This is a genomic window from Variovorax sp. GW823-FHT04B03 (assembly GCF_058796495.1).
The window spans coordinates 476,149-489,865 of the sequence record NZ_JBXAIT010000001.1; the positions used below are offsets into that span (position 1 = coordinate 476,149).

9 protein-coding genes are annotated in these 13,717 nt (G+C 69.4%); 8 read left to right on the forward strand and 1 reads right to left on the reverse strand.

The genetic code is table 11. The features are described 5' to 3' along the window. Positions 1-7 precede the first annotated feature (7 nt). The 8 genes from tssH (at position 8) to AC1RAD_RS02120 (ending at position 13,074) form a co-directional block, all read left to right on the forward strand. Positions 8-2,701, forward strand: coding sequence for a type VI secretion system ATPase TssH (gene tssH / locus AC1RAD_RS02085; RefSeq protein ID WP_159273679.1), 2,694 nt, complete (start codon positions 8-10; stop codon positions 2,699-2,701). 40 nt (positions 2,702-2,741) lie between these two features. Then, positions 2,742-5,564 carry a type VI secretion system Vgr family protein gene (locus AC1RAD_RS02090; RefSeq protein ID WP_492733664.1) on the forward strand — a complete coding sequence of 941 codons (2,823 nt, stop codon included), beginning with the start codon at positions 2,742-2,744 and terminating at the stop codon, positions 5,562-5,564. A gap of 29 nt (positions 5,565-5,593) precedes the next feature. Continuing rightward, positions 5,594-8,191: a DUF2169 family type VI secretion system accessory protein gene (locus AC1RAD_RS02095; RefSeq protein WP_492733666.1), complete on the forward strand. Its 2,598-nt coding sequence runs from the start codon at positions 5,594-5,596 to the stop codon at positions 8,189-8,191. Between the two features lie 13 nt (positions 8,192-8,204). Next, the gene (locus tag AC1RAD_RS02100; protein WP_492733668.1) at positions 8,205-9,260 is read left to right on the forward strand and encodes a pentapeptide repeat-containing protein; all 1,056 of its coding nucleotides are present in this window, start codon (positions 8,205-8,207) and stop codon (positions 9,258-9,260) included. A gap of 44 nt (positions 9,261-9,304) precedes the next feature. Next, positions 9,305-9,994, forward strand: a complete 690-nt coding sequence (locus AC1RAD_RS02105; protein WP_180838813.1) for a DUF3540 domain-containing protein — start codon at positions 9,305-9,307, stop codon at positions 9,992-9,994. A gap of 9 nt (positions 9,995-10,003) precedes the next feature. Beyond that, positions 10,004-10,399, forward strand: coding sequence for a DUF4150 domain-containing protein (locus tag AC1RAD_RS02110; protein ID WP_056584565.1), 396 nt, complete (start codon positions 10,004-10,006; stop codon positions 10,397-10,399). Positions 10,400-10,553: 154 nt separating this feature from the next. Further along, positions 10,554-12,236: a type VI secretion system-associated FHA domain protein TagH gene (tagH, locus tag AC1RAD_RS02115; protein ID WP_492733670.1), complete on the forward strand. Its 1,683-nt coding sequence runs from the start codon at positions 10,554-10,556 to the stop codon at positions 12,234-12,236. 40 nt (positions 12,237-12,276) lie between these two features. Continuing rightward, on the forward strand, positions 12,277-13,074 hold the full coding sequence (locus tag AC1RAD_RS02120) for a PP2C family protein-serine/threonine phosphatase (RefSeq protein ID WP_492733672.1): 798 nt from the start codon (positions 12,277-12,279) through the stop codon (positions 13,072-13,074). A 91-nt stretch (positions 13,075-13,165) separates the two neighbouring features. Here AC1RAD_RS02120 and AC1RAD_RS02125 read toward each other — a convergent pair whose 3' ends face one another. Continuing rightward, the gene (locus AC1RAD_RS02125) at positions 13,166-13,666 is read right to left on the reverse strand and encodes a peptidoglycan-binding domain-containing protein (RefSeq protein ID WP_062482201.1); all 501 of its coding nucleotides are present in this window, start codon (positions 13,664-13,666) and stop codon (positions 13,166-13,168) included. Positions 13,667-13,717 lie beyond the last annotated feature (51 nt).

Consider the following 13,717-nt stretch of genomic DNA (forward strand, 5'->3'; position numbering starts at 1 on the left):
GTCCTCCATGAGTGAAATCAGCCGCACCGCCCTCTTCGGCAAACTCAACTCGCTGGCCTACAAGGCCATCGAGGGCGCCACCGTCTTCTGCAAGATGCGCGGCAACCCGTACGTGGAACTGGAGCACTGGTTCGCCCAGCTGCTGCAGGCGCAGGACTCCGACCTGCACCGCGTGATCCAGCACTACGGCCTCGATGTGTCGGTGATCGCCAAGGACATGACGGCCGCGCTCGACCGCCTGCCGCGCGGCGCCACCGCCATCAGCGATTTCTCGCCGCACATCGAGAACGCCATCGAGCGCGCCTGGACCTACGCCACCCTGCAGTTCGGCGAGGCGCAGGTGCGCACCGGCTACATCCTGGTGGGCATGCTCAAGACGCAGAGCCTGCGCAACCCGCTGTTCGGCCTGTCGAAGCAGTTCGAGAAGATCAAGGTCGAAGACCTGGCCGACAACTTTCCGAAAATTTGCGACGCCTCGCCCGAAGCGCAGATGCGTGCCCAGGACGGCACCGGCATGGGCAGCGGCGCACCCGGCGAAGACTCGGGCGCCATGGCGCCGGCCGCCATGGGCAAGGGCGATGCCCTCAAGAAATTTGCTGTCGACCTCACGGAGAAAGCCAAGAAGGGAGAGATGGATCCGGTGACCGGGCGGGACGAGGAAATCCGCCAGATCGTCGACATCCTCATGCGCCGCCGCCAGAACAACCCGCTGCTCACGGGCGAAGCGGGTGTCGGCAAGACCGCGGTGGTGGAAGGCTTCGCGCAGCGCCTGGCGCGCGGCGATGTGCCGCCGCAGCTGAAGGACGTGAAGCTGCTCACGCTCGACATCGGCCTGTTGCAGGCCGGCGCGAGCATGAAGGGCGAGTTCGAGCAGCGCCTGCGCCAGGTGATCGACGAGGTGCAAAGCTCGCCCACGCCGATCATCCTGTTCATCGACGAGATCCACACGCTGGTCGGTGCGGGCGGCGCGGCCGGCACCGGCGATGCGGCCAACCTGCTCAAGCCGGCGCTGGCGCGCGGCAACCTGCGCACCATCGGCGCCACCACCTGGGCCGAGTACAAGAAATACATCGAGAAAGACCCGGCGCTCACGCGGCGCTTCCAGGTCGTGCAGGTGCCCGAGCCCGACGAGACCAAGGCGATCCTGATGCTGCGCGGCGTGGCCAGCGTGCTCGAGAAGCACCACCGCGTGCAGCTGCTCGACGAGGCGATCGAGGCGGCCGTGAAGCTGTCGCACCGCTACATTCCTGCGCGCCAGTTGCCCGACAAGGCCGTGAGCCTGCTCGATACGGCCTGCGCGCGCGTGGCCGTGAGCCAGCACGCCACGCCGCCCGAGGTGGAAGACTGCATGCGCCGCATCGAAGGCCTCACGGTCGAGCAGGAGATCATCGGCCGCGAGGAGGCCATCGGCATCGACGTGACCAAGCGCGCCGCGCTGGTGGCCACGCTGCTGGCCGAATCGAAGGTGCAGCTCGAAGCGCTGAATGCGCGCTGGCAGGAAGAGAAGGGGCTGGTCGATCGGCTGCTCGAACTGCGCAGCAAGCTGCGCGCGGGCAACAAGCCGGTCGATGAACCGGCGGCCGGTGAAGCCGCCGCCGAGGCCGGCCCCGACCGCGCCACGCTGCTGGCCGAGCTGCACGAACTGCAGACGAAGATCCACGCGGTGCAGGGCGAGTCGCCGCTCATCCTGCCCTCGGTTGACGAGCAGGCCGTGGCCTCGGTGGTCGCGGACTGGACCGGCATTCCCGTCGGCCGCATGGTCAAGAACGAAGTCGAGGCGGTGCTCAAGCTCGCCGACACGCTGAACCAGCGCGTCATCGGCCAGAAGCACGGCCTGGAGATGATCGCGCGCCGCATCCAGACCTCGCGTGCGCGGCTGGACAACCCGCAGAAACCCATCGGCGTGTTCATGCTCTGCGGCACCTCGGGCGTGGGCAAGACCGAGACCGCGCTGGCGCTGGCCGAGGCGCTGTACGGCGGTGAGCAGAACATCATCACCATCAACATGAGCGAGTTCCAGGAGGCGCACACCGTCTCCACGCTCAAGGGTGCGCCTCCGGGCTACGTGGGCTACGGCGAGGGCGGCATCCTGACCGAGGCGGTGCGCCGCCGGCCCTACAGCGTGGTGCTGCTCGACGAAGTGGAAAAAGCCCACCCCGACGTGCACGAGATCTTCTTCCAGGTCTTCGACAAGGGCTGGATGGAAGACGGCGAGGGCCGCATGATCGATTTCAAGAACACGATCATCCTGCTGACCACCAACGCCGGCAGCGAGCTCGTGATGAGCATGTGCCGCGACCCCGAGCTGCTGCCCGATTCGAACGCGTTGGCCGATGCGCTCAAGGCGCCGCTCATGAAGGTGTTCCCGCCCGCGCTCTTGGGCCGCATCGTCACCATTCCCTACTACCCGCTGTCGCCCGAGATGATGAAGAAGATCGTGCGGCTGCAGCTGGGCCGCATCAAGAAGCGCGTGGAGACCAACCACGGCGTGCCCTTCGAATACACCGAGGCGGTGATCGAGCAGGTGGTCGCGCGCTGCCAGGACCCGGAGTCGGGCGGGCGCGTGATCGACGCGATCCTCACCAACACCGTGCTGCCCACCATTTCGGTCGAGTACCTGCAACGCCTGGCCTCGGGCGGCGAGATCCGCCGCGTGGCGCTCGACGTGAAGGACGCCGACTTCACCTACGCGTTCGACTGAGCCCCCCGCTGCGCGACGCCCCACTTCCGAGAGACCCAAGATGGCCGACCACGAGTTCCGCATCGAGAGCGATTCGCCCGCCAAGGACGACCTGATGTTCTGGCGCATCGTCGGGCACGAGGCGCTGGCGCGCCCCGCGGCCTACGAGCTCACCGTGCTGTCCAAGAACAAGGACCTCGCCGCCAAGGACATCCTGGGCCACGCCTTCGACGTGGTCATCGAGTTCAAGGACGCCGACGGCGGCGCGCACGAACGGCATTGCCAGGGCCATGCGGTGCGCTTCGTGCGCGCGGGCCACATCGGGCGGCACTACGAGTACCGCATCGCGCTGCGCTCGTGGTTCTGGCTGCTCACCAAGCGCGCCAACTCGCGCATCCACCAGGAAAAGAAGGTGCTCGAGGTGCTCGACGCGGTGTTCGAGGACAGCCCGATCAAGCGCTTCAAGAAGACCAAGGCCACCAACGTCATCGGCACGCACAACCCGCGCCGCTACTGCGTGCAGCACCAGGAGAGCGACTACCAGTTCCTGTCGCGCCTGCTGGAGGACGAGGGCATCTACTACTGGTTCGACGCGCACGATGCGCCCGGCACCATGCACCTGTCGGACGCCAGCGACCTGGCGCACGACAAGCTGCCCGCGACCGACACGCTGCGCCACATGGCCGTCCATGCGGCCGAACCGCGCTTCAACGAGATCTCGCGCTGGGTCAGCGCGCGGCAGTTCGACACCGGCAAGCATTCGTCGCGCGACAGCGACTTCAAGGCCATCAAGAAGAAGCTGGGCGCCGACATCGACAGCTCCGACCAGCACGAGCTCGCCGAGTTCGAGATGTTCGAGTTCCCCGGCGGCTACTTCAGCGGCGACGACGCCGAGACGCGCGCCAAGCTGCGCGGCGACGAACTCAACGCGCGCCGCGACCGCCACTGGGCGTTCACGCCGTGGCCCGACGTGGCGGCCGGGCGCAGCTTCAAGTTCGAGGACGACCCCGACGGCACGCGCAACGGCGACTACGTGATCGCCGCCTGCACCTTCATCGCCAGCCACCGCGGTTACGAAGGCGTGAGCGCCAGCGCGCCGGCCCAGCCCGTGCAGCGCGCGCTGGCCGAGGTGCTGCGCGACGACGCCGTGAACGCCGACACCCTGCCGGTGCTGGAAGAGCTGATCGCCGCCACGCCCGCGCTGGCCGCCGCGCAGACCGGCAGCAGCCTGTTCCTGCTCACCGTGATGCCGGTCGACCGGCCGTTTCGCGCGCCGCGCCTCACGCCGCGCGTGACCATGCCCGGCCCGCAGACGGCGATCGTGGTCGGCCCCAAGGGCGACGAGCTGCACGTGGACGACCACGGCCGCGTGAAGGTGCACTTTCACTGGGACCGCTACGACGAGAGCAACGAGAAGTCCACCTGCTGGGTGCGCGTGTCGCAACCCTGGGGCGGCAAGGGCTGGGGCGGCTACTTCGCGCCGCGCATCGGCCAGGAGGTGATCGTCGACTTCCTCAACGGCGACCCCGACCGCCCGGTGATCGTGGGCCGCGTCTACAACGACGACCAGCCCATTCCTTACAAGTCGCCCACGCAGAGCGGCTTCCGGACCCGGTCCACGCCGGGCGGCGGCGTGAACAACTACAACGAGATCATGTTCGAGGACAAGAAGGGCGAGGAGAACATCAACATCCACGCCGAGAAGAACATGAGCCGCAGCGTGGAGCTGGACGACTCCACCACGGTGGACCGCGACCAGACCGTGACCGTGAAGCGCGACCAGACCTCCACGGTCGTGCGGGACCGCAAGACGACGGTGGAGAACAACGACACCACGATCATCCAGAAGTTCCAGAAGCTCACGGTCGGCAAGAACCAGGACAACCATGTGGTGGGCTACCAGACCACGAATGTCGACATCGACCATGCGTTGCTGGTGAAGGGCCATCACAAGATCCAGTCCGACGGCAACCGCACCGACATCACGGGCGGCAACGAGACGCGCACGGTCACGGGCACGCAGACCGTCACGGTGAAGGGCGGGGTGAAGTACAAGGCCCCGACCATGCTTTTCGAGGCCGGGCACATGGAGTTCAAGGTGACCGGCGGCAACTCGATGAAGATCGATGCCAATGCCGCACCGTATGCCGCGGCGTTCCAGAAGTACACGCTGGTGAGCAACACCGAGCTCAACATGGTGGCCATCGGCAACATTAACACCGTGTCGGTGGGCTCGAACACCACGGTGCTCGGCCCCAACACCAGCGGCTACATCGGCAACAACACCGACTTCAATCTCGGCGTCGCCCGCTCGACCTTCATGGGGCTGAGCATGGACAACGCGCTGGGCATCGCGATGTCGAACTTCCTCGGGTTGAAGGTCGACAACACCTTGGCCATCAGCATGGAATCGGTGGCCGGCCTCAAGATCGAGCGGGACGGCACCTCGGTGCGGCAGGCCCCGCTGCATTCGATCATGCCGGGCGCCGGGGCCGGGGCGGGCACCGCCGCGACGGGCGCCATGGCCACCGCCGGGACGGTGGGGGCAGTCGCGAGCCTTGCGTACGGTGCCGTTTCCATGATCAGCGGCGCGGCGTCCCTGGGTTCCCAGTACGCCGACGCGAGGAAGTTGATGAACGAAATTCTCTCGAGCAGCGACATCGACCGCATCCCAGGCATGCGCGGACGGCTGGAGCGCATGCGCAATCTGGTGAGCACCAATCTCAACGACGGCGCCCTCACGGTCGCGACGGTGGGCACCGGCGGCGCGGTGCTGGCACTGCTGGGCATGATCCCCGGCGTCGACGCCGTGGGCAGCGAACGCGGCGCCGGCGAGCTGCTCGGCCGCGATGACGCCGGCAACCCCACCCATCCCAACGGCTGATCGGGAAGAAGGCCAGCGCGCGAATCATCATGCAAGTCGTCAAACCCCAGGCTGTCTGCCTGAGCACCCGGCCGATCGAGTACCGCAAGCGCTTCGGCCTGTGCGTGACGGCCATGCTGCACGTGCCGTTCGAGCAGGCCGAGGGCGGCACGCTGTGGGGCGAGCAGTCGGCCTGGAACTTCATCGGACGCGAGATGGCGGTGCCGCTGGTCGACGAGGGCGTGGCCAAGCTCACGCCCGAGTTCCTCGTGCACGGCCAAGCCTTTCCTCCCGCTGAAAGCCCGAGCGCCTGCGCGGTGCGCGCGCGGCTGGGCAGCCGCAGCAAGACCCTGCTCGTCTTCGGCGATCGCCACTGGGAGGGCACGAAGGCCAGTGCGCCGCTGCCGTTCGACGCGATGCCCATCGACGCCACGCATGCCTACGGGGGCGCCGCGGTGCCGGCCAACCCCGAGGGCATCGGCGCGGTGCCCGAAGGCGGGTTCCATCGGCTGCCCAACATCGAGCGGCCCGATCAGCCCCTGCGCGATCCGGCACAGCCCGTGGCGCCCGCCGGCTTCGGCCTGCGGGGGCCGATGCATCCGGAGCGCGCGCGTTTTCGCGGCACCTACGACGCGGACTACCTCAAGGCGCATGCGCCGGGCTTCGCGCCCGACCTGGACTGGCGCTATTTCAATCTCGCCCCCGAGGACCAGTGGTTCGACGCCCCGTTGCGCGGCGACGAGCCTTTCCAGTTCGATCACATGCATCCGCAGAAGCCGCGGCTCGAAGGCCGGCTGCCCGGCCTGCGTGCGCGTGTGTTCGCCGACTACCGAGCCGTCGGCGCCGCCGAGCCGCGCCTGCGCGAAGTGCCGCTGCGCCTGACGACGGTCTGGTTCTTTCCGCATGCCGAGCGGGCGCTGCTGCTGTTCCAGGGGCTGGCCGAGGTGGCCACCGACGACGGCTCCGACGTGCACGGGCTGCTCGGCGCCGTCGAGCGCGTCGATGCGTCGCGGCCCGACACCCACTACCTCGATGCGCTGGCGCGACGCGCCGACCCGCGATGGGGCGGGGTCGAATGCCTGGACGACAGCGACCTGCTGCCCGAGGGGCTGGACGCGGTGGACCCCGAGGCCGAGCGGGCCGCCGAGGCCTTCGCGAGCCAGGGCCTGCAGGCGCAGGCGCAGTACCGCCGCGCCGAGATCGACGTGGCCCTCGCGCGGGAAGAGGTGCGCGCCAGCGGCCGCGACCCAGATGCCATGGGCATCGTCATGCCGTCGCGCGAAGCGCCCCCAGCGCCGGCGCAGCGCGTGGCCCACCTGAAGCAGAAGCTGCAGGAGGCCGAAGCGCAGAAGCTGGCGGCCGTCGACGATGCGCTCGATGCCCTCGAGCAGGCGGTGGCGGCGCGCAAGGCGAACCCGGCCATGAAGCCCATCGAGCATCGGGGGCCGCCGCTCTTCAATGCAGACGTGGCGCTGGCGCAGCTCCAGGGCGCGAACGCCGGCGCGACCGGTGCGTTCGACCTCGCGGCCGTGCATGGCCAGTTGCTGCAGCAGGAAGCGATGGAGCGGCTTGGCTATCTGCAGGGCGCACACGCGCAGCAGCCCGCACCCGCGATGCAGGCGGCGCAGGCCCAGACACTGAAGGACGGCATGAAGCAGGCACTGGCCGGCGGACTGCGGTTCTTCGGCGGCATGGACTTCACCGGCGCCGACTTCTCGGGGCTGGACCTGCGCGATGTCAACTTCGCCGGCGCGTGGCTCGAGAGCGTGGACTTCGGAAAAGCCAACGTGTCGGGCGCGAACTTCACGGCGGCGGTGCTGGCGCATGCGAACCTCGACGGCGCGATCGGCATCCGGGCCATCCTTCAGGGCGCCAACCTGGGTTGCACGCGCTGGCAAGGCGCAGTGTTCGACGAGGCCGATTTCAGCGCGACGCAGCTGTCGCATGCCGACCTGGGGGGCCTCTCGCTGCGACGCGCCAAGATGAAGGGCGCCATGCTGATCGGCACGCGCTGGGACGGCACCGATGCGCACGGGCTGCAGGCGCCCGAGCAGCTTTTCTACCGGCTGTCGCTGCCGGGTCTCTCGCTCGCCGAGGCCGATCTCGCGGGCTGCCAGTTCGTCGAATGCGACCTCACGGAGGCCGACTTCCGCGAAGCCCACCTGGCCCAGGCCAACCTGATCACCTGCAAGCTGACGGGGGCCCGCTTCGGCGGTGCACGCGGCATGGGCATGGTGTTCGCCCAGCACTGCGACCTGGCCGACGCGGATTTTTCCGGGGCGCGGATGCAGGGTGCCAACTTCGGCGCTGCGGACATGTCGCGCGCGCGGCTGCTCGGCAGCGTGCTCGACGGCGCCAACCTGTGCGAGGCCCGGCTGCCCGACAGCGACTGGCGGCTGGCTTCGGCCAAGGGCGCGTTGCTGCGCCGGACCGTGCTGCGGGGCGCCAGGCTGGCGGGCGTGAACTTCAGCGAGGCGATCCTGCAGCACGCCGACCTGCGCGGCTGCGACTTGCGCAACAGCAACCTGTTCGCTGCCGACCTGTCGCGCGCCCGGCTCGACGGCGACGTACGCTTCGATGGGGCCCTGCTGCAGCGCGCGCGCACATGGCCGCGGCTCACGCCCGAGCAGCAGGCCGCAGGCGCATGAGGAGGACGGCGCCATGATGAACACCACCACGCTGACCCTGGCCGTGCTGCTCGGCGAGTCGATTGCCGGGCTCGACCTGTCGGGCGGTCATTTCTCGAATGCACAGCTGGCGGGGGGGCTGTTCGACCGGGTGAACTTCGCCAAGGCCGATCTGCGCGGGGCCGACCTGCGCGAGGTCGTGTTCAACCAGTGCGACCTGCGCGGCGCGCTGCTGGGCGGGGCGCGGCTGCAGCGCGCCGTTTTCAACCAGTGCCTGATGGACCACGTCGACCTGCACGGAGCCGGCCTGCACGCGGCCGTGTTCAGCGAATGCCAGGCGCCGCATGCGAACCTGTCGGATGCCGACCTGAGCATGCTCGCCTGCACCAAGACCCGCCTCGATCACGCGATGTTGCGCGGTGCGCTGCTGGACGCCTGCGTGCTGACCGAGAGCAGCCTGATCGACCTGGGGGCCGAATCGACGCGCTGGACACATGTGACCGTGGCCGGCTGCGATCTGCGCCATGTGGCGTGGCGCGGCGCCCACCTGCTGCGCGTGGCGTTCTCCACCACGCAGCTGGCCGGCGTGTCGTTCGACGGCGTCGCGCTCGAGAGCTGCCAGTTCGCGAACGCCGACCTGCGCGGTGCCCAGTTCAGCGGGGCGCCGCTGCGCCAGTGCAACTTTCAGGGCGCCACGCTCGATGAGGCGCGCTTCGACCGCATCGACGCGCCCCTGGCCCTGTTCTGCGAGGCCGAAGGGGCCGGTGTCGATTTCTCCAGTGCCGTGCTGACGCAGGCACTGTTCACCGGCGCCAGGCTGCCGCAGGCGAACTTCAGTGGCGCACGCCTGCACCAGGCCCATTTCGCCGGCGCCGTGCTGGACCGGGCGCGCTTCAACGGGGCGGACCTCACGTACGCCGACCTGCGCCACGCGCACTTGCACCAGGCCGACCTGCGCGGTGCGACCCTCGCGCGCACCTGCCTGCACCGGGCCCTGACCGACGAGGCGCAGATCGAAGATCGCACCCGTGCGATCGAAACCGATCCCGAGTTGGCCCAGGCCGAAGACTGGCGCCCCCTGTCGGCCTGAGGCGCCACCGGCCGATGCCCCTTCTTTCCATTGGAAGCCCTGCCATGAAAACCACCGCCCACCACCCCGTCCGCCGCGCCACCGCCGCGCCGCGCAGCGCCAGGCCGATCGACGCCGACCCGGCGCCGCCCGCGGGACCCCCCGAGCGTTGCTGGACCGCGCTGCTGGAGGCGGGACGCAACGGCACGCTGTGTGTCCGGCAGGGCGCGCAGGTCGCGGCCGTGCGAACGGCCGCGGGCTGCCTGCTGGTGCCGGCGGCCGGCGACACCGTGCTGTGCTTCGGCACGGCACCGGGCGACATCTGGGTGCTCTCGGTGCTGGAGCGCTGCGCCGGCACGCAGGAGCGCGTGCTCCGGTGCAGCGGCGACACGCGGCTCGTGGTGGAGGGCGGACAGCTCGCGCTCGAGGCCGATCAACTGCACCTGGCGTCGCACCGCCTGGGCGTGCGCGCCGCCACCGCCACCGTGTCGCTCGATTCGACCGAGTTCATCGGCGAACGGGTGCGCATGATCGCCGGCACGGTCAAGCTCGTGGGCAGCCTGCTGAGCACGGTGGTGGACCGCGTCAACCACTTCAGCCAGCACTACCTGCGCACGACCAAGGGGCTGGACCGCGTGAATGCGGCCCACATCGAATGCGATGCAACCGAGCTGCTGCACCTGCGCGGCGAGCATGCGCTGATCAACGGCGCCAAGCTGGTGAAGACGCGCGGCGCGCAAATCCACTTTGGCTGAGGCAGCACCATGTTCGCCAACTGCCAGATGATGGGAACGGACATGGGGTTTCCCGATGTCTGCATCACGCCCGCCGCGCCCTCGCCGATCCCGGTGCCCTATCCGAACATCGCGATGGGGCCGATGGCCATTCCGAACTGCCCAACGATCCTGTTCATGTGCACGCCGGCCCACAACCTCGGCACGGTCATTCCCATGACCAACGGCGACAACCCGGGCGTGTTGCTGGGGGTGGCGTCCGGCACGGTCATGGGGCCCAGCCGCCATCTGACAGGCGCCTTCACGGTGCTGCTGAACAGCATGCCCGCCACGCGCCTGACCAGCACCTCGCTGCAGAACAGCACCAACTGCCCCGGCGTGCGCACGGTGCCGAGCCAGACGCTGGTGCTCCTGCTGGCGCCCTGAGGTGCATGCCGTGCGCACCTTGGCATCACCGCGCCGCTACGGCATACCTCTTCCGGCGAGATTGCCAACCCGCCCCCCGGAATGAATACTCCTTTGGACTTCGCCCGCGCACGCGCGGGCCGTGTTCGGGCGTAAACGCCCCGGGGGCCGACTCATGATCCATATCGCTGTCATCACACGGCAAGGCGCCCCGGCAGGGCCGGCCATTGCCGCCGATTTCGGTCCCAGCGGGGGCACGATCGGGCGTGCCGACACCAACACGCTGGTGCTCGACGACCCCGACCGCACCGTCTCGCGCGTGCACGCACAGGTGCTGTGCCGCGACGGGCAGTACTTCATCGTCGATCGCGGCAGCAACGCGATGCAATGCAATGGCGTGTCGCTGGGCGCGGGCAAGGAAGCGGCGCTGACGGACGGCGCGCGGCTCGTCATCGGCAGCTTCGAACTCTCGGTGCGCGTGATGGCGGCTGCGGCGGCGCCACGCGCGCCGGTCATCCCCAACACCGTGATGTCGGCGCCGGCCGCCGCGCCTGCCGCCAGCAGCGACGATCCGTTCGCCGACCTGCTTGCGGGACTGGGGTCGCCGGCCGCTCCCGCGCCGGCGCCTGCTGCGGCCCGCGCCGCCGCCGCGCCCGCCGAGTCGCTGCTCTTTCCCGACCCCATGGCCAGTGGCTCGCGCAATGCGCAGGCCGACCAGGTCGACCCGTTCGCGAACCTGCTCGGCCCCACGCCCTCGGCCGCGCCCTCTGCCGGACTCGGCGCGCTCGACGATTTTTCCGACCTGGGCGCGCCGCCCGCGCACGGCAAGGCCGCGAGCATCGACGACCTCTTCGGCGGTTCGCCGGGCGCCGGCGGCATCGGCGGCGATCCGCTTGCGCTGTCGCCGCTGGCCGATCCGCTGCTGCAGCCCAACACCGCGTCGGACGCCGACCCGCTGGCCGCACTGCAGCGCGCGGCGCCCGCCACGCCGGTGCCGCGCTCCGATCATCTGCCGATCGACCAGTTCGGCTTCGAGCCGCCGAAGGCCATCACGCCGCCACCGCCGCCGCCGCCCCCTGCGCCCGCGCCAGCACCCGTGGCCCCGCTCGCGAAGTTCGACGACGTGACCGGCCAGCCGATCCGCATCAGCGGGCCCGAGAACGCCGGCCGCGTGGCCGAGCCGCCGCCCCCTCCGCCACCACCACCGCCCGTGCATGTCGCGCCGCCGGCAACGCCAGCAGCCACACCATCCGCACGCACCGCCTCCGACGACGAACTGCTCGCCGCCTTCCTGCGCGGCCTCGCCAGCACGCACCAGCCGCCCGAGATGCTCACGCCCGGCCTCATGGAGCGCATCGGCGCGATGCTGCGTACGTCCACCGAAGGCACGCTGCAGCTGCTGCTCACGCGCCAGGAGTTCAAGCGCGAGGTGCGCGCCGAGGTCACGATGATCGCGTCGCAGGCCAACAACCCGCTCAAGTTCTCGCCCACGGTCGAGGTCGCGCTGGCGCACCTGCTGGGGCCCGGCGTGCGCGGCTTCATGCCGCCCGAGGCCGCGATGCGCGATGCCTTCGACGACCTCCGTGCACACCAGTTCGGCGTGATGGTGGGCATGCGCGCGGCGCTGGCCCACGTCATCGGCCGCTTCGAGCCGGCCGAGCTCGAGAAGAAGATCAGCGCGAAGACCGCGCTCGACGCGCTCTTTGCCGCCAACCGCAAGGCCAAGCTCTGGGACCAGTTCGTGGCGCTGTACGGCGGCATCGCGAGCGAGGCCGAGGACGACTTCCACAGCCTCTTCGGCAAGGCCTTCCTCGCGGCCTACGAAGAGCAGATGGCGCGCCTGAAGTCCGACACCTGAAGACAACCAGAACAACCCCAGCACTCGCGAGGCACCCCGCTTGGAAATCGAAATCGTCACGCTCTCCCGGCAGGGCGGGCGCACCTACAACGAGGACGTGCACGGCCACTGGCACGACGAGCGCTACGTCGCCTGCCTGGTGGCCGACGGCGCGGGTGGCCACGGCGGCGGCGACGTGGCGGCGGCCACGGTGCGCGCCAGCGTGCTCGGCGGCTTCTCGGGGGCGCCCTCGCTGGACGAGGCCGCGCTGCGCGCGCTGATCGAGCGCGCCAACCTGGACGTGGTGGCGCGCCAGGCCGAAGGCGGCAAGCTCGCCGGCATGCGCTCCACGGTGGTGTTCGCGGTGATCGACCTGGAGCGCGAGGTGCTGGCCTGGGTCCACAGCGGCGACAGCCGCGCCTACCTGTTCCGCGGCGGCGCCATCGTGGCGCGCACCACCGACCACAGCCTGGTGCAGCAGATGGTCGCGGGCGGCATGCTCGACGAGGAGGGCGCGCGCCTGCATCCGCAGCGCAACATGCTGCTGTCGGCACTGGGCTCGATCGAGGAGGCGCCCGACATCGCGGTGTCCGACCGCATGCGCCTCCTGCCCGGCGACGTGCTGCTCTTGTGCAGCGACGGCGTGTGGGAGCCGCTGGGCGACGAGTGCCTGGTCGACACGCTGCACGCGTCGCGCACGCCCAGCCAGTGGACCGAGCTGCTCGACGCGCAGATCAAGGCCAACGCCAAGCCGGGCCACGACAACTACACGGCGCTCACGCTGTGGGTGATCGAGGACGCCGACGACGACCTGACGCGGCTGCTGCCCGAGAACGTCGCGTCGACAACGGCCCCCTGAGCGCAGCCTGCCTCGCGACGAGGCGTTGCCATCCCTCAAGCAAAACGCCCATCCGATGGATGGGCGTTTTGCTTGGGGCCGCTGAGATTGTTCAGCTGTACTTGCTGGCCTTCTTCTTGACTTTCTTCAGCGCGCTGCGCAGCAACGCGGGCATGTCTTCCCGGTTCGGCAGGTTGCTGTAGTTGTCGATGTTCTGCTCTTCGCAGCTGTTGGCGCAGCCGTTGTTCAGCAGGTCGAGCGCGTAGCGCGTCTTGCTGATCGTGCTGGACGCACCGGGCTCGCGGAACGGATCGAAGATGCCGTCCGGCAGGACCTTGCGCCCGCGTGCGATCGCCTGTTCCTGGAAGTGCGTGATGTGCTTCTGCGTGACCGGCCCGTAATAGCCGTCCACCACGATCACCTCGGTCGCGCCGGGGGGCGGGTCGAAGTCGTGGTTGAAGCCGAGCAGCTCGTAGTAGAAGATCTTGAACAGGGCCTGCACCAGCATCACGTCTTCACGCGTGTTGGAGCCGATCCGTCCGACCGACCAATCGGAGTTGTAGGTCGTGTGCAGCTTGCCGCTGGTACCGATGAGTGTGGTGCTGAATGCCATGGCATTGCTCCGGTGAGGACACGGGCAGGGACCGGCCCCGGCACCGTGCGG

What these genes read in the sequence shown, in the direction of transcription:
- tssH (WP_159273679.1), top strand. Translation starts at nt 8, where the DNA reads ATGAGTGAAATCAGCCGCACCGCCCTCTTCGGCAAACTCAACTCGCTG.
- AC1RAD_RS02090 (WP_492733664.1), top strand. Translation starts at nt 2,742, where the DNA reads ATGGCCGACCACGAGTTCCGCATCGAGAGCGATTCGCCCGCCAAGGAC.
- AC1RAD_RS02095 (WP_492733666.1), top strand. Translation starts at nt 5,594, where the DNA reads ATGCAAGTCGTCAAACCCCAGGCTGTCTGCCTGAGCACCCGGCCGATC.
- AC1RAD_RS02100 (WP_492733668.1), top strand. Translation starts at nt 8,205, where the DNA reads ATGATGAACACCACCACGCTGACCCTGGCCGTGCTGCTCGGCGAGTCG.
- AC1RAD_RS02105 (WP_180838813.1), top strand. Translation starts at nt 9,305, where the DNA reads ATGAAAACCACCGCCCACCACCCCGTCCGCCGCGCCACCGCCGCGCCG.
- AC1RAD_RS02110 (WP_056584565.1), top strand. Translation starts at nt 10,004, where the DNA reads ATGTTCGCCAACTGCCAGATGATGGGAACGGACATGGGGTTTCCCGAT.
- tagH (WP_492733670.1), top strand. Translation starts at nt 10,554, where the DNA reads ATGATCCATATCGCTGTCATCACACGGCAAGGCGCCCCGGCAGGGCCG.
- AC1RAD_RS02125 (WP_062482201.1), bottom strand. Translation starts at nt 13,666, where the DNA reads ATGGCATTCAGCACCACACTCATCGGTACCAGCGGCAAGCTGCACACG.